General features: G+C 70.1%; 13 protein-coding genes. 7 read left to right on the top strand and 6 right to left on the bottom strand.

Features of this window, described 5'->3' with window-relative positions; all coding sequences use genetic code 11:
- The first annotated feature begins 41 nt into the window (after positions 1 to 41).
- The 3 genes from LL239_RS15515 to LL239_RS15505 are packed head-to-tail and all read left to right on the top strand — an operon-like array spanning position 42 to position 3,663.
- Positions 42 to 2,210, top strand: a complete 2,169-nt coding sequence (locus LL239_RS15515) for an RNA degradosome polyphosphate kinase (protein WP_228164350.1) — start codon at positions 42 to 44, stop codon at positions 2,208 to 2,210.
- Positions 2,207 to 3,145, top strand: coding sequence for an NUDIX hydrolase (locus LL239_RS15510; RefSeq protein ID WP_228164349.1), 939 nt, complete (start codon positions 2,207 to 2,209; stop codon positions 3,143 to 3,145). Before LL239_RS15515 ends, LL239_RS15510 begins: the two co-directional genes overlap by 4 nt.
- Positions 3,142 to 3,663 carry a hypothetical protein gene (locus LL239_RS15505; protein WP_228164348.1) on the top strand — a complete coding sequence of 174 codons (522 nt, stop codon included), beginning with the start codon at positions 3,142 to 3,144 and terminating at the stop codon, positions 3,661 to 3,663. Before LL239_RS15510 ends, LL239_RS15505 begins: the two co-directional genes overlap by 4 nt.
- Positions 3,664 to 3,744: 81 nt before the next feature.
- Here the strand turns inward: LL239_RS15505 and LL239_RS15500 are convergent, their stop codons facing one another.
- Both LL239_RS15500 and LL239_RS15495 read right to left on the bottom strand, forming a co-directional pair.
- Complete coding sequence (locus LL239_RS15500; protein ID WP_228164347.1) at positions 3,745 to 5,043, bottom strand: M1 family metallopeptidase; 1,299 nt, start codon at positions 5,041 to 5,043, stop codon at positions 3,745 to 3,747.
- Complete coding sequence (locus tag LL239_RS15495; RefSeq protein ID WP_228164346.1) at positions 5,040 to 8,978, bottom strand: Pls/PosA family non-ribosomal peptide synthetase; 3,939 nt, start codon at positions 8,976 to 8,978, stop codon at positions 5,040 to 5,042. The genes LL239_RS15500 and LL239_RS15495 overlap by 4 nt, the downstream gene beginning before the upstream one ends.
- A gap of 167 nt (positions 8,979 to 9,145) precedes the next feature.
- Between LL239_RS15495 and pstS the strand changes: the two genes are divergently transcribed.
- From pstS to pstB, 4 genes are all read left to right on the top strand, one after another.
- Positions 9,146 to 10,255, top strand: coding sequence for a phosphate ABC transporter substrate-binding protein PstS (gene pstS, locus LL239_RS15490; protein WP_228164345.1), 1,110 nt, complete (start codon positions 9,146 to 9,148; stop codon positions 10,253 to 10,255).
- Positions 10,256 to 10,335: 80 nt separating this feature from the next.
- Positions 10,336 to 11,280, top strand: coding sequence for a phosphate ABC transporter permease subunit PstC (gene pstC, locus LL239_RS15485; protein ID WP_228164344.1), 945 nt, complete (start codon positions 10,336 to 10,338; stop codon positions 11,278 to 11,280).
- A 1-nt stretch (position 11,281) separates the two neighbouring features.
- Entirely contained in the window at positions 11,282 to 12,391 is a 1,110-nt protein-coding gene (gene pstA, locus LL239_RS15480) for a phosphate ABC transporter permease PstA (protein WP_228164343.1), read from the top strand.
- 40 nt (positions 12,392 to 12,431) lie between these two features.
- A complete protein-coding gene (pstB, locus tag LL239_RS15475; protein ID WP_228164342.1) occupies positions 12,432 to 13,211 on the top strand; it encodes a phosphate ABC transporter ATP-binding protein PstB in 780 nt (259 codons plus the stop codon).
- Positions 13,212 to 13,266: 55 nt separating this feature from the next.
- Here pstB and LL239_RS15470 read toward each other — a convergent pair whose 3' ends face one another.
- The 4 genes from LL239_RS15470 to sigK all read right to left on the bottom strand — a co-directional run bounded on the left by LL239_RS15470 (position 13,267) and on the right by sigK (position 16,490).
- Complete coding sequence (locus LL239_RS15470) at positions 13,267 to 14,151, bottom strand: aminodeoxychorismate lyase (protein WP_228164341.1); 885 nt, start codon at positions 14,149 to 14,151, stop codon at positions 13,267 to 13,269.
- Positions 14,152 to 14,395: 244 nt separating this feature from the next.
- Entirely contained in the window at positions 14,396 to 15,034 is a 639-nt protein-coding gene (locus LL239_RS15465; protein ID WP_228164340.1) for a DNA-directed RNA polymerase subunit beta, read from the bottom strand.
- 50 nt (positions 15,035 to 15,084) lie between these two features.
- Complete coding sequence (locus LL239_RS15460; protein WP_228164339.1) at positions 15,085 to 15,891, bottom strand: anti-sigma factor; 807 nt, start codon at positions 15,889 to 15,891, stop codon at positions 15,085 to 15,087.
- Positions 15,888 to 16,490 (bottom strand): ECF RNA polymerase sigma factor SigK, encoded by a 603-nt coding sequence (gene sigK, locus LL239_RS15455; RefSeq protein ID WP_228164338.1) that lies wholly within the window; start codon positions 16,488 to 16,490, stop codon positions 15,888 to 15,890. Before sigK ends, LL239_RS15460 begins: the two co-directional genes overlap by 4 nt.
- Positions 16,491 to 16,588: the final 98 nt, after the last annotated feature.

Below are 16,588 nucleotides of genomic sequence, written 5' to 3'. Positions count from 1 at the left end.
CCGTTCACGCGCACGTCATCGACCCCTGCAATGATGTGGGGATGATCGAACACGACGTGCTGGACGCGGGCCTGGGTGACGCGGACGACGACGACTTCGACGAGGCGGTGGAGGCCGAGGACGCGCAGCTCCCCGACCACCGCTATCTCGACCGCGAGGTCAGCTGGCTGGCGTTCAACCAGCGCGTGCTCGAGCTGGCCGAAGATCCCACGGTCCCGGTCCTGGAGCGGGCCAACTTCCTCGCGATCTTCGCCAGCAACCTCGACGAGTTCTTCATGGTGCGCGTCGCCGGACTCAAGCGCCGCATCGTCACCGGGCTGGCCGTGCCGACCAACGTCGGCCGCGCACCGCAGGACGTCCTCGCCGACATCTCGGCCGAGGCCCACCGCCTGCAGTTGCGGCACGCCGCCGTGTGGACCGATCAGGTGCGCCCCGCTCTCGCCGAGGCGGGTATCGAGGTCGTGTCCTGGGACTCGCTCGACGAGGACTCCGCGGCGCGGCTCACCGAGTACTTCCAGCGCAACGTCTTCCCCGTTCTCATGCCGCTGGCCGTCGACCCCGCGCATCCCTTCCCGTACATCTCGGGCCTGTCACTGAACCTCGCGATCCGCATCCGCAACGCCCGCACCGGCCGCCAGGAGTTCGCGCGCCTGAAGGTGCCGCCGATGCTCCCGCGGTTCGTCGAGGTCCCCGGCACCGGGCCGGGGGTGCGCTACCTTCCGCTCGAGGAGCTCATCTCGAACCACCTGGGCGATCTGTTCCCGGGCATGGAGGTGCTCGATCACCACGCCTTCCGGCTGACGCGCAACGAGGACGTCACGATCGAGGAGGACGAGACCGAGAACCTCATCCAGGCGCTCGAGGCGGAGCTGCTGCGTCGCCGCTTCGGCCCGCCGATCCGCCTCGAGATCACCGAGGACATGGATGACGTGACCCGCGAGCTGCTGCTCAGCGAGCTCGACATCACCGAGCAGGAGGTGTACCGGCTGCCCGGCGCGCTCGACCTGCGCGGCCTGTTCGACCTGTCCCGCATCGACCGCCCCGATCTGCACTACCCGCCGCATGTGCCCAAGACGGCCCTCGCGTTCCAGCCGCCGGAGCAGAACGGCCGCGCCGACATCTTCGGCGCGATCCGCAAGGGCGACGTGCTCGTGCACCACCCCTACGAATCTTTCGCCACCAGTGTCCAGGCGTTCCTCGAACAGGCAGCGAAAGACCCGAACGTCCTGGCCATCAAGCAGACGCTGTACCGCACGTCGGGCGACAGCCCCATCGTGCAGGCGCTCATCGACGCCGCTGTGGCCGGGAAGCAGGTGCTGGCGCTGGTCGAGGTGAAGGCGCGATTCGACGAGGCGAACAACATCGTGTGGGCGCGCATGCTGGAGAAGGCCGGCGTCCACGTCGTCTACGGCCTCGTGGGGCTCAAGACCCACTGCAAGCTCGCGCTCGTCATCCGCGAGGAAGAGGGGCGACTGCGCCACTACAGTCACGTCGGCACGGGGAACTACAACCCGAAGACCAGCCGCATCTACGAGGACTTCGGACTGTTCACGGTCGACGACCAGGTCGGTCGCGACCTCACACGTCTGTTCAACGAGCTCAGCGGCTACGCGATCGAGAAGAAGTTCAAGCGTCTGCTCGTCGCCCCCCTGCACCTGCGGAAGGGACTGGTCCGTCACATCGAGCGAGAGCGCGCCAACGCCCTCGCGGGCAAGCCCTCGGGCGTGCGCATCAAGGTCAACTCGATGGTCGACGAGCAGATCATCGACGCGCTCTACCGGGCGAGCCAGGCGGGTGTCCCGGTCGAGGTGTGGGTACGCGGCATCTGCTCCATCAAGCCCGGCGTCGAGGGCATGAGCGAGAACATCCGCGTCCGGTCGATCCTCGGCCGCTACCTCGAGCACTCGCGCATCTTCACATTCGTCAACGACGGCGATCCGCAGGTGTTCATCGGCAGCGCCGACATGATGCACCGCAACCTCGACCGCCGTGTCGAAGCGCTCGTGCGCGTCATCGATCCGAAGCAGATCCAGGAGCTGTCCGATCTGTTCGATCTCGCGATGGACGACCGCACGAGCTCGTGGCACCTCGGACCCGAGGGCGAGTGGACGCGGCACAGCGTGGACGCCGACGGAGTCCCGCTGATCGACCTCCAGGAGCGCACGATGGCACAGGTCCAGCGCAAGCGCCGTTCGCGGGCGGTCCGGTGACGGAAACCGCCGTCTACGCGGCTGGCGGCGTGGTCTGGCGCATGGTCGAGGGCAAGTACCGTGTCCTGCTGATCCATCGCACCAAGTACCGCGACGTGACGCTGCCCAAGGGCAAGGTCGACCCCGGCGAGACGCTCGCCGAGACCGCCGTGCGCGAGATCCGCGAGGAGACCGGCATCCGGGTCGCCCTCGGTGTGCCCGTGGGCGTCTCGCGCTACCGGATGCCGAGTTCTCGAACCAAGATCGTGCACTACTGGGCGGCCGAGGCGACCGACGCCGCCGTGCGGACCTCGACGTTCGTCCCCAACAAGGAGATCGCGGCGATCGAGTGGGTGGGGCTGAAGAAGGCACGCAAACACCTCAGCTACCCGGTCGACATCGAGATCCTCGACGAGTTCGTGCGCCTCATCGACGAGCAGGCCCTCCCGACATTCCCCGTCGTCGCGCTGCGGCACGCGAAGGCGCGCCCGCGGGACGAGTGGGACGGGGCGGACGCCGCTCGACCGCTCAGCACGCGGGGCCGCCGTCAGGCCGACGCGATCGTCGGGCCGCTCCTGGCGTTCGGGATCCGGCGGATCGTGTCCAGTCCCGCGGAACGCTGCGTGCGGACCGTGACGCCGCTGTCGGCCGCGCTCGCCCAGCGTGTTCAGCTCACCGAGGCGATCAGTCAGGACGCGTGGGAAGAGGGGCGCAGCGATGCGCGGGCGGTCGTCGGCGAGCGCGTCCGCGCCCGCAAGCCGGTGGTCCTGGTGAGCCACGGCCCCGTGCTCCCGGACATCATGCACGAGCTGGCGCTGGCCACCGGGACGATGCGCGGGTCCTACCTGGGCAGCTCGTCGGCGCTCGAGCCGGCGGGGTTCTCGGTGGCCCACATCCCCGTCGCCCATCCCGGGTCGGGCATCGTCGCGATCGAGACGCACGAGCCGCAGGTGTGACGCTCCCCGCCGAGGTGCGCCTGAGGTGGCGCCGCGTCCCGGAAGGCGTCGAGCGCCGCGCGGTCTCGCGGGCGCTGCTCCAGGAGATGCACCCCGCGGCGACCTTCGTGTCGCGGTGCCCGCGCTGCGGCGGCCCGCACGGCCGGGTGCACGTCATCGGAGCGGATGCCTCGGTGTCGGTTTCGTACGCGGCGGGGTGGGCGGTCGTCGCCGCCGATGGACACGGGCGCCGAATCGGTGTGGATGCCGTCGCCGCCGACGCCCGGGGTCTGGAGCGGGTGCTTCCCCGGGCGGATGCGCGATCGTGGGCGCGCGTCGAGGCGGTGCTGAAGGCGGACGGTCGCGGTCTCGCCGTCGATCCGGGTCGCGTCCGCGTGGTCGAGGCCGTTGCCGGTGCCCACTGGAGCGGCCGGGTCGACGCGGGCGGACTCCTCGCGGGGTGGGACCTCGACGGGCCGCCCGGTGTGCTCGTCGCTCTCGCGCTCGGCGGACGGCCCAGCCGCGCACAACCTCAGTGATTCACGCAACCTCACTCCTTCGCCGCCCCCGCGAACGGATCCTGTGCGGATCACTGAGGTTGTGCGACAGCAGTGTCAGGGTCAGGGCAGCGGCGGGAGTTCGGCGCGTTCGATCCAGCGCGACAGCAGCTCGGTGGCATCCGGTCCGCCCGCCTCGCGCACGGCGGCGCGGAAGTCGTCGGTGCTCACGAGTGAATGCCGGTGGGTGGACGTCCACCCGCGCACCAGACCGAAGAAGGACCCGTCGCCGAGATGCTTCCGCAGGGCGTGGAGGGCGATCGCCCCGCGCTTGTAGACGCGGTCGTCGAACATGTCGTCCGGCCCCGGGTCCACCAGCAGCAGGTCTCGGGGCTTCGCGGCCAGACGCGCGTAGTGAGCGCGGACGCAGTCGTCGGCGGTCCGGCTCCCGGATGCCTCCGACCACAGCCACTCCGCATAGCAGGCGAAACCCTCGTTCAGCCAGATGTCGCTCCAGCGCGCGATCCCGACACTGTTGCCGAACCACTGGTGCGCGAGCTCGTGCGCGATCAGACGCTCCGCGGCGGGAACGAGGTGGTTCATGCCGAAGACGGCGAGACCCTGCGCCTCGAGCGGGATCTCCAGCTCATCGGCGGTGACGACGAGCGTGCAGGCCTCTTGCGGATACGGGCCGAAGAAATCGTCGAAGACCCGCAACATCTCGGGCACGGGGGCGAATGCCCGATCGGCCGCCGCGGAGAGGGCGGGCGGAGCGGTCACCGTCACGGGGGGCACGACGCCGTCGCCGGATCCCGCGACCGGTCGCGTCCGGTACCGGCCCACGTGGACGGCCGCGAGGTAGGTGGCGGTCGGAACGTTCGAGGTGAAGGTCGTCGTGACACGGCCGCCGCGGCGACGGGGCGGCCCGGCGACGCCGGTGGCCGCGACCTCGTACCCCTCGTCGACGGTGACCCGCATGGTCATGCGGGCGCGGGCGTCGGGTCGGTCGTTGCAGGGGAACCACGTGGGAGCGCCGATGGGCTGGCCGGCCACCAAAGCCCCGTCGGCGAGCTCCTCCCAGCCGACCATGCCCCAGCGCGAACGACGCGGGGCGGGCGCCCCGGCGTAGACGACCTCGACCTCGAACGGCTCGCCCGCGGCGATCGGTTGCGCGGGCGTGACCCTCAGCTTCCCGGCCGCGGCGGAGAAGCGGGCGGGAGCACCGCCGATGCGCGCGCGCGAGGCACGAAGACCGACGAGGTCCAGAGACACGGCTGCGAGATCCTCCTCGGCCACGGCTGCGATCACAGCCGTGCCTTCGAGGCGGTTCGTACGCACCCGATAGCTCAGCGCGAGGTCGTACGACTCGACACGGTATCCGCCGTCGCCGCTCAGCGGAGCGTACGGATCGGGCCCGCTCACGTGGTCGACTGGTAGGCGCGCACCTTCACCGCGCGCCACGGTCCGATGGGGTTGCCGCTCCAGCGCGACCCGACGGGAACGGTCTCTCCGCGCATGACGAGCGACGCGGGACCCACGGTGGCATGCGCACCGAGGGTCGATGCGGGGAGAACCACGCTGTGCGGCCCCAGGGTCGCACCGGGTTCGAGCTCGACGGTGTCCATACTCATGATTCGATCATGGAAGAGGTGGGTCTGGACGACGCACCCGCGGTTGACCGTCGACGCGTCCCCCAGCCTCACGAGATCGGGCTCGGGCAGCCAGTAGCTCTCGCACCAGACGCCGCGGCCGATCCGAGCGCCCAGACTGCGCAGCCAGACGGCCAGTGCCGGGGTGCCTGCGGCGGCCCTGGCGAACCAGGGCGCCGCGACCATCTCGGTGAACGTGTCCGACACCTCGGTGCGCCACACGAAGCTCGACCACAGTGGTTGCTCGCCCGCGCGGATGACGCCGACGATCGCCCACTTCGCCAGCGTCGACACGGCCGCGGCGAGCGCTCCGGCCACCAGCAGCACGACCCCGGAGAGCAGGAGCGTCCACACCGGCCCCGTCGCCTCCCAGAGCCCGGCGAGCGCGAACAGCACCCCGAGTCCGATCGCGCACGTCGCGACGACGGGCACGAACCGGCCGAGTTCCCAGAGCGTGCGGGCGAGTCGCAGCCCGGGCGTCGGGCGGTAGGTGCGCGACTCGTCGCCTTCCGCCGACAGTCGCCGAAGGCGCACGGCCGGTGAGCCGAGCCACGACGATCCTGGTTTGGCTTTCAGCGGCGCCGCCGACAGCACTGCGACCAGACCGTCGCGCGGTACGCGGTGATCGGGGGCCGCCATCCCGGAATTGCCGAGGAACGCCCGCTTGCCGATGCGCACGGACCCCACGCGCAGCCACCCGGCGCGCAGTTCGTAGGAGGCCACCATCGTGTCGTCGGCGAGGAACGCCCCGTCCTCGATCCGCGTCATCGTCGGCAGGAGCAGGACCGTGGATGCCTCGACGTCACGGCCGACGCGCGCGCCGAGCATACGCAGCCACACCGGAGTGAACAGGCTCGAGTACAGCGGGAACAGGATCGTGCGGGCCGCGTCCAGCAGACGCTCGATCGTCCATGCCTGCCAGGCGACACGGCTGCGCACGGGGAAGGTGCCCTCCACCAGCCCGAGCGAGAAGACGCGCACGAGCAGCACGACCGACGCCGCGAACACCAGGCCGGTGACGGCGACAGCGGGCACCAGCCAGACGAAGGCGGCTCCGGCCGCCGCCGCCAGCGACCCGGCCCCGCGCAGGCCCTGTGCGATGACGAGGCCGCCCACCGCGAAGGAGAGCAGCGGGAGCAGGGAGAGCACGACGGCGGACGCGGCGTAGGCCCAGAGCCACCGTGTCGGTGCGGGGGGTCGCTCGTCCGGCCAGTCCTTCGCGGTGCCGCCGACCCGGACGGCCGGCGAGCCGGCCCACGACTGGTCGGCCTTGACGCGTCCGAACACCGCCGACCCCGGCGCGATCTCCGCCCGTCGCCCGATGCGTGTGCCCGGTGCGAGAGTGGAGCGTGCGCCGACGGTGGCATCCGATCCGATCCGCACCTCGCCGATGCGGACGAGGTCGCCGTCGATCCAGTACCCCGTGAGGTCGACCTCGGGTTCGATCGACGCGCCGTCGCCGATCTCGAGCATCCCCGTCACCGGGGGCAGCGCGTGAAGGTCGACATTACGGCCGATGCGGGCGCCGAGAGCGCGGGCGTAGTACGACACCCACGGCGCCCCGGCGAGACCCACGGCGTCGACCTGCGCGGCGATCTGTTCGGCCAGCCACAGGCGCACGTGCACCCCGCCCCCGCGCGGGTAGTCGCCCGGCCGCAGCCCCGCCAGCAGGACCCGCGCCGAGATGACGGCGATCGCCATGCGCCCGAACGGGGTGGCGAACAGCACCAGTCCCAGCAGGAGCAGGGGCCAGGGGAGGGTGGGCAGCACGTCGAAGCCCGGGATGAGCCGGAGGATCGCCGAGGCCGTGAGCAGGTAGAGCAGCCAGCGCACCCCCGACAGGATGAACAGCGGCGCCCCCAGCAGGGTCTGCGCCCACTGGGTCGTACGGGGCGTCGGTGTCGGCCGGTGGAACGCTGCGGGGGCGTCGTCGTTCAGCTGCGGACCGAGCGCCTTGGCCATGGCGCCCAGACGCGGCACATCGTAGATGTCGGCGACGGAGAACTCCGGGACCCGGGCGCGGATGCGCGAGACCAGTTGCGCCGCCGAGAGCGACCCTCCCCCGAGGTCGAAGAAGTCGGCCTTGCGATCGGTGACCGCCAGTCCGAGCACGGCCTGCCACTGCTCGGCGAGCCACGCCTCGTCGGCGGAGAAATCCGTCGCCGCCGGGGCGTCGACGCCGGGGAGCGGCCACGGAAGCGCCGCCCGGTCGACCTTGCCCGAGGTTCGCACCGGAAGCTCGTCGACCACCCCGAGGAGGGGGATGGTCGCCGCGGGGAGGCGGTCCGCGAGCGCAGCGCGCGCGGCGGCGCGGTCGAGCTCGACGCCCTCGTACATCACCAGGTAGCCCACGAGCACCGGGACGCCCGCCTCGGTCTCGCGGACGGCGACGGTGGCGGCGTGGACCCGGGGCAGATCCTGCAGCGCGGCCTCGACCTCGCCCAGCTCGATGCGGCGCCCCCCGACCTTCACCTGGTCGTCGGCGCGCCCCTGGAAGACCAGGCCCTGGGGTTCGAAGCGGACGAGGTCCCCGGACCGATAGGCACGTTCCCACCCCAGCGTCGGCATGGGCGCGTACTTCTCGGCATCCTTGGCCGGATCGAGGTACCGTGCCAGGCCCACTCCCCCGATGATGAGTTCCCCCACGTCGCCCTCGGCCACCGGTCGTCCCTCGCCGTCGACGACCGCGAGCGTCCACCCGTCGAGGGGCAGTCCGATGCGCACGGGTGGAGTGCCGTCCAGCGGCGCGGCGCACGCCACGACCGTCGCCTCGGTGGGTCCGTAGGTGTTCCACACCTCGCGCCCGTCGGCCACCAGCCGTGCCGCCAGTTCGGGTGGGCAGGCCTCGCCCCCGAAGATCAGCAGGCGAACGTTCTCGATCGAGTCGGCCGGCCACATCGCCGCGAGCGTCGGCACGGTCGAGACGACCGAGATGCCCTGGCGCAGCAGCCACGGCGCCAGGTCCTCGCCCGAACGCACGAGAGACCGGGGGGCGGGCACGAGGCACGCACCGTGGCCCCACGCGAGCCACATCTCCTCGCACGACGCGTCGAACGCCACGGACAGTCCCGCGAGGACGCGGTCCCCCGGGCCGAGCGGGTCGTCCCGCAGGAACAGGCGCGCCTCCGCCTCGACGAAGGCAGCCGCCGACCGGTGCGTCACCGCGACCCCCTTGGGCACGCCGGTCGACCCGGACGTGAAGATGATCCATGCGTCATCGTCCACGGTCGGCGGGGCCACGGTCGGCACCGCGCTCGTGCTCGGGTGGGGAGCCTCGCCGTCGTAGAGGCGCACGAGCTGATCGTCGCCCGCGACGAACTCGCCGTCGCCGGCGACGATGCCTTTCACCCCGGCCTCGCCGAACACCAGACGTGCGCGCTCGTCCGGGTCGTCGGCATCCACCGGCACGTATGCGGCGCCCGCCGCCATCACCGCGAGGATCGAGACGTACAGCTCCTTCGACCCCGACGGCATCCGCACACCGACCCGGTCCCCGCGACGCACACCCGCCGCGTGCAGCGCCGCCGCGGTGCGCCACACGCGAGCGAGGAGTTCCCGGTAGCTGAGGGCGCCCGAGCCGTCGTCGATCGCGGAGGCCTCCGGATGCCGGGATGCCACGTCGGCGAGGATGTCGATGAGCGTACGCGGCGGCGTGGCTGCGCGGGAGCGGTCGAGCACCGCCTGGGCGGAGAACGCGGGGGTCGTCACGGGGGTGAAGCGTATACGCGCCGGGAAAACACCCCGGAACGGCCGCACCGGTTCACCTTCCGTTCACCCGTGCAACGCACTCTGTTAGGGGTCGGCGTTTAGCGTTCCCGGCGAACCCCGCACAGGGTTTCGACCACAGCACCCGATATCCAGAAGGATTCCACATCGTGAAGATCACTCGCTTCGCCCAGCTCGGCGCCGTCTCGGCCGTCGCAGCACTCGCTCTCGCCGGTTGCGCCGCGAACGAGGGCGGATCCGGCAGCACCGACGGTGGTTCGGGCTCGACGCTGTCCGGCGAGGTCGCCAGCGGCGGCTCGTCGGCCCAGGAGGTTGCGGTCCAGGCCTGGACCGCTGGTTTCCAGACAGCGAACCCCGACGTCACCATCACCTACGAGCCCTCCGGTTCGGGTGCAGGACGTGAGTCGTTCCAGGCCGGCGCGTTCCCCTTCATCGGCTCGGACCGCGCTTTCAAGGACGACGAGATCGCCTCGGGCGACTTCGCCGCGTGCGCCGACGGCTCGGGCATCATCGAGCTGCCGACCTACATCTCGCCCATCGCCGTCATCTTCAACCTCGAGGGTGTCGATTCGCTCAACCTCGACGCCGCGACCGTCGCGGGCCTGTTCGCCGGCACGATCACCAAGTGGAACGACCCCGCCATCGCCGCGATGAACCCGGGTGTCACGCTTCCGGACCTCGCCGTGACCCCCGTCCACCGCCAGGACGACTCGGGCACCACCGAGAACTTCACCGACTACCTGTACCAGGCCGCCCCGAGCGTCTGGACGTCGGAGCCGGACGGCGAGTGGCCGCTGAGCTCGGGCGAGGCCGCCAACGGCACCTCCGGTGTCGTCTCGGCCGTGTCGGGCGCCAACGGCACCATCGGTTACGCGGACGCGTCGCGCGCCGCCGAGGAGGGTCTCTCCACCGTCGCGATCAAGGTCGGCGAAGAGTACGTGTCCTACTCGCCTGAGGCCGCCGCCGCCATCGTCGACGAGTCGCCCTTCGTCGAGGGCCGCTCCGAGGGCGACCTCGCGATCGAGCTCGACCGCACGTCGCAGGAGGCGGGCGTCTACCCGATCGTCCTCATCAGCTACATGATCGCCTGCCAGGAGTACGCCGACGCGGCGAACGCGCCGATCGTGAAGGCGTTCCTCCAGTACGTCGCGAGCGAAGAGGGCCAGCAGGCGGCCGCCGACGCCGCCGGTAGCGCGCCCATCAGCGACACGCTGCGCGAGCGCGTGAACTCGGCGATCGACCTGATCGTCGCGGAGTAATCGCCCCTTCCGATGCCCGGCCCGATGCGTCACCGCGTCGGGCCGGGTTTCGGCCCGTTATCGACCCGAAACAGGAAGCCATGACAGCCACCACTGCTCCGGCACCCGAGAAGCCGAAGCAACGCCCCGGAGATCGCGTCTTCTCCGGTACCGCCCTGTTCGCAGGGTCGATGATCCTCGTCACGCTCGCCGCGGTGACGATCTTCCTCGTCGTCCAGTCGATCCCGGGCTTCACCGCCACGAGCGAGAACGCCTCGATCCTGGGCAGCAACTTCTGGGCCTACGTCGGCCCGCTCGCGTTCGGAACGATCTGGGCATCGATCCTGGCCCTCATCCTCGCCGTCCCGCTCTCGGTCTGCGTCGCCCTGTTCATCTCGCACTACGCGCCGCGTCGACTCGCCCAGGGACTCGGCTACATCGTCGACCTGCTGGCGGCCGTCCCGTCCGTCGTCTTCGGCCTGTGGGGCATCCTCGTCCTCGCACCCGCGATCCAGCCGGTCTACGCGTGGCTGAACACCAACGCGGGCTGGTTCCCCCTCTTCTCCGGCACCGTGTCGGCCACGGGGCGCACGATCTTGACCGCCGCGGTCGTCCTCGCCGTCATGATCACCCCGATCATCACGGCGATCTGCCGCGAGATCTTCCTTCAGACGCCCGTCCTCCACGAGGAGGCGGCACTCGCGCTCGGGGCGACGCGGTGGGAGATGATCCGCATGGCCGTGTTCCCCTTCGGGCGCAGCGGCATCGTGTCCGCCTCCATGCTCGGCCTGGGCCGCGCGCTCGGCGAGACCATGGCGGTGGCGCTCGTGCTCTCGGCATCCGGCGTCATCACCTTCCAGCTCTTCACGTCCGAGAACCCGAGCACGATTCCCGCCAACATCGCGCTCACGTTCCCCGAGGCCTACGGCTTCAACGTCAACGTGCTCATCGCCACCGGCCTTGTGCTCTTCATCGTCACTTTCGCTGTGAATGCGCTGGCGCGCTACGTCGTGAGCCGTCGCAAGGAATTCTCGGGGGCCAACTGACATGACCACGACCACCACCGCTCCGCGCACCCCCACGACGACCGCCGTCGCGGCCCCCTCGAACAAGCTCACGAGCGGCCGCCTTCCCTCGTGGGTGCCGTGGGGCATCCTCGGCGGCAGTGCCGCGCTGAGCGCTGCTCCCTTCGCCGTGGCATCCCTCTCCTCCGGCAGCGGCTTCAACGTCGCCGGCTGGGTCGTCCTGGCCGCGGTGCTCTACCTCGTGCTCATCACGGCCGTCTCCACGGTGGTCGAGGGACGCCGCAAGGGCACCGACCGTCTGGTCACCGGCGTCGTCGTGATCGCCTTCGCGATCGCGATGGTGCCGCTGGTCTCCGTCGCCGTCACCGTCGTGACCAACGGCATCAACGGCATCAGCGGAGAGTTCTTCAGCTCGTCGATGCGCAATGTCGTCGGCGAAGGCGGCGGCGCTCTCCACGCCATCGTCGGAACGCTGATGATCACGCTGGCCGCCGCCGTCATCTCCATCCCGATCGGCATCTTCACCGCGATCTACCTCATCGAGTACGGCGCGGGCCGCCGCCTGGCGCAGGCCATCACGTTCCTCGTCGACGTCATGACCGGCATCCCCTCGATCGTGGCGGGCCTGTTCGCGTACGCCCTGTTCGCGCTGATCTTCGGCCCCGGCATCCGCATGGGCATCATGGGCGCGATCGCTCTGTCCGTGCTGATGATCCCGGTCGTCGTCCGCTCGACCGAAGAGATGCTGCGCCTGGTCCCCAACGAGCTGCGCGAAGCCTCGTACGCGCTCGGCGTGCCGAAGTGGCTCACCATCAGCAAGGTGGTCCTGCCGACCGCCGTGGCCGGCATCACGACGGGCGTCATGCTGTCGATCTCGCGTGTGATCGGCGAGACCGCTCCGCTGCTGCTGACCGCCGGCGTGGCGACCTCCGTCAACTACGACCTGTTCAGCGGCCGCATGATGACGCTGCCGGTGTTCGCGTACTCGCAGTACATGAACCAGGGCATCCCGGCCACGGCCTTCGTCGATCGGGCGTGGGGCGCCGCCCTCGTGCTCATCGTCATCGTCATGGTGCTGAACCTCGTGGCCCGCGTCGTGGCGAAGATCTTCTCGCCCAAGCTCGGCCGCTGAACCCTTTTCGTCAGACCCCAGTAGAAACACCCGAGGAATCGTGTCCAAGAGCATCGAAGTCAACGATCTGAACGTCTACTACGGCGACTTCCTCGCCGTCGAGGGTGTGTCCCTCGATATCGAGCCCCGCAGCGTCACCGCCTTCATCGGCCCGTCCGGCTGCGGAAAGTCCACCTTCCTGCGCACGCTGAACCGCATGCACGAGGTGATCCCCGGCGCCCGCGTCGAGGGCTCCGTGCTGCTCGACGGTGACGACCTGTACGGCGCGGGCGTCGACCCGGTGCTCGTGCGTCGCCAGGTCGGCATGGTCTTCCAGCGCCCGAACCCCTTCCCCACCATGTCGATCCGCGAGAACGTGCTGGCCGGTGTGAAGCTCAACAACCGACGCATCGCCAAGTCCGACGCGGACGCGCTCGTGGAGAAGTCGCTCAAGGGTGCGAACCTGTGGAACGAGGTCAAGGACCGCCTCGACCGCCCGGGCTCGGGTCTGTCGGGCGGTCAGCAGCAGCGTCTGTGCATCGCTCGCGCCATCGCGGTCTCGCCCGACGTGCTGCTGATGGACGAGCCGTGCTCGGCGCTGGACCCGATCTCGACGTTCGCCATCGAGGAGCTCATCAGCGAGCTGAAGAACGAGTACACGATCGTCATCGTGACGCACAACATGCAGCAGGCGTCGCGCGTCAGTGACAAGACGGCGTTCTTCAACATCGCCGGCACGGGCAAGCCCGGCAAGCTCATCGAGTACAACGACACCGCGACGATCTTCACCACCCCGGCGGTGCAGGCAACCGAGGACTACGTCTCCGGACGCTTCGGATAAGCCCTTCTCCCCCGACGATGGCCCCGCTCCGGCGGGGCCATCGTCGCTCCGGGGCTCAGTCGCGCGGCGAGAGCAGGTACGCGTTGAGGGCGTCGGTGAAGGCACGGTCGACGGCCACGGGCTCGCCGTCGACCGCCGAGATCGGTGCCGCCAGACGCACGCTCGACAGAAGCCACGCGGCATCCGCCCGAACGAGATCAGTCACCGGCACCGTTTCGTAGGCGGTCTCGAACCCGCTCTGCTCGAGGTGGGCGAACAGGCTCCGCTGGGTCGTGCCGTGCAGGATTCCGGCGCTCGGCTCCGGTGTGACGAAGCGGTCGCCGAAGCGAAGGATCACGGACGCCGTGGGCGCCTCCAGCACGAATCCATCGGTCGTGACGAAGACGGCGTCGTCGGCCCCGCGCCGTCTGGCCTCCCGGATCACGGCCATGTTCACCGCGTACGACAGGGTCTTGGCCCCGAGAAGGAGCCACGGGGCGCGGCTCGGCGCCTCGAGCGCGTACCCGCGGTCGAGGGTGGCGATGCGGACACCCTCGATGCGGGCGCGCGCGTTGTCGGGGGCGTCGCCCAGTGTCACCCAGGCGGTCGGTGACGGGCCGTGCTCGACTCCGCGGCTCAGGATCAGCTTGATGACCGCCTCGCCTCGCCCGGCCTCGGCGGCGACACGGCCGACGGCCGCACGCCACTGGTCGAGGTTCGGAGCCGGCAGCTCGCACAGCCGCGCCGAATGCGCGAGCCGGTCGAGGTGCGGACCCACCTCTTGTGCGTGCCCGTCGACGACGCCCAGCGACTCGAAGACACCGTCGCCGCGCTGGGCGCTCAACTCGCCGAGGCTCAGCACCGGACCGGACGGATCGACGATCGTGAACGTCTCGGCGAAGTCGCCGCGCTGGAGATCGGATGCCACGGAGTCGATCAGGAGCGCGAAACGCCAAGCCATGTGTCGACCCTATGCCCTGGTACCGACACGCCCGGGCCGCGTCAACCGCCCTGCCCGGGGGAATGTCTCGACGCAGCCCTTGTTACACTCTCATAGCCGGGCCGCAGTAACCCCGGGCTCCATCTTCTGCCGCTGCGAGCGGCCTTGCGCCGAGAGGCGTTCTGCGGCCCGGCACTTTCTTTGCAGCCCCGGCTTCGAGTGACGGCCGCCGATCTGCACCGTCGCGCGGCGTGCCGCATCGACGTCAGGTCAGTGCGTCGCGACGCCAGAGCGCGGCAGCGGCGGCGAGGTCGTCGGCGTATGTAGACAGGCGCAGTGCGCGGGTCGTGAGGGCCGTCGCGCGTTCCGACTCGGTGTTCTCGTAATCGTCGGCCAGATGCGTCGACCCCGACGCCTGGACGCGGCAGAACGCGGCGGCACGCTCCAATGCGACGGCGAAGTCGCCCTCGAAAAGACCCCGGAGAATCGTGTCGATGAGCTGGACGAGCTCTTCAGGCCCCGCGGGCGCCGGTGCTCCGACGACGACGGGATCGACGGTGGCCATCTCCACGCGCCCCCGCTCGAACAGCAGAGCGGCGGTCGCCGCGTCGTCATGGATCATGAGCTGCAACAGGTACAGGCGCCACAGCGCCCCCGGGAGCGATCGGGCCGGTGAACGCGACCACAGCTCGGCGATGTCGTCGATGCCGTGGTCGTCGGTGAAAGCGACGAGCCGTTCCACGACGTCGACGCTCGGGTCGGCCCGAACCCGCGACAGGAGGGCGTGGGCCGTGCTGTGCGCGACGCGCGACACCTCGGCCGGATCGTCCGCGGCGAACAGCCGGTCGAACAGTTCCGCGGGGCGCCGCACGGGCTTGTGGAACTCGCGAGGGGAATCGCTCATCGTTCCAGGCTAGAGCGTGAGCCGAACACCCCGGGCCGGGTGCGAAGCGTTCAGGCGGTGGCCACCGTGACGACGGGCGCGGAGCTCGGCGTCCCGTCGGGCGATCCGCCGGCGGGCTCCACGGTGACGGCGATCACGTCACCCGAATGGAACTCGCCCTCGAGCACGGCCGTCGCCTGACCCTCGGCATCCGTCTCGAAGATGCCCGCGGCGATGGGGGTGTCGTCGCGGACGAACCACAGTTCGTACGTCTGGTCGTCCGGCAGCGAGGGCATGCCCTCGGTCACCAGCACGCTCTGGCCCGTGGATGCCGACCAGTGCGCCGTCACCACGGCACCGTCGGGCATGGTCGCGGTCGCCGACTGCGCATCCGGGGCCGTGGTGATCTGTTCGAGCGCCACGACCGCGGCCGGGCGGGTGAGCTGTTGACTGATCGCGACCGCGCCGAAGCCGAGGACGAGGACGGCGACGATGGAGGCGGCCAGGGTGAACCAGCGCCGCAGGCCCCACGCAGACGCGGCAGGCGTTCCCTCGGCGTCGGCCTCGATCTCTCGGTCGACCGGCGCGGGGCCGGCTGCGGCGTAGTCCTCGACATCGCCGGGGTCGCGCTCCGGCTCGGTGGAGGCGGTCTGGGGAAGATCGGTGATGCGCGCCAGGAGGGAGGCACGGATCGATGCCGGCGGCTCGACGGGCGCGACGGCCTCGCTGATCGCGGCGACGGCGTCGATGGCATCCCGGACGTAGGAGGACCAGTGCGGATTGCCCGCGAGAGCCTCCTGGTACGCGCGTTCGTCTGCCTCTGACAGCGCGTTCAGCGCGTGACCGGCAGCGAGGTCGGCGAAATCCCTCTCGTTCACTTGTCCACCCCCATTTCCATTCTCAAGCGCGAAAGACCGTCGCGCATTCGTGTCTTGACCGTACCGAGCGGCGCTCCGACGAGAGTAGCGATCTCACTCTGGCTGTACCCACCGAAGTAAGCGAGAGTGATCGCTTCCTTCTGGGCGTCGGGCAACGTCGCGAGCGCATCTACGACACGCCGCCCTTCGATCTTGAGTTCCACCCTCTCGGAGACACCGTCGTACGCGACGTCGATGTTCCGGAAACCCGCACGCACGTCACGATCGGCGCTCGACTGCGATGACCGCACGCGGTCCACCGCCCGCCGGTGCGCGATCGTGAGAACCCACGATCTTCCTTGCCCTTTGTTCGGAACGAAACGCGCGGCGGATTGCCAGATCTCCAGGAACACCTCCTGGAGCACTTCCTCGCTCTGCGACCGGTCGACGAGCACCCGCAGGATGAGACCGAACGCGCGAGCAGACAGCGTGTCGTAGAGCTCGGCGAAGGCATTCCGGTCGCCCGTGGCGACCTTCTGCAGCAATTCTCCGACGTGGTCGACGTGGTCCGCCCCGTCATCGGGGAGAGAGAAACCGTCGATCACCATGAGTCCCAGCATGCCGCACCGAACACGGACTTCCCTCACACGTGCGCGCGTGGCGCGCATGAGGTAGACAACCGTGAACCGAGCCGCCTGCACGCCGCTCAGGGAGAAAT

The sequence above is a fragment of the Microbacterium testaceum genome (assembly GCF_020781835.1).
GTDB lineage: Bacteria > Actinomycetota > Actinomycetes > Actinomycetales > Microbacteriaceae > Microbacterium > Microbacterium testaceum_H.
This window is presented reverse-complemented; position numbering and strand designations above follow the sequence as displayed.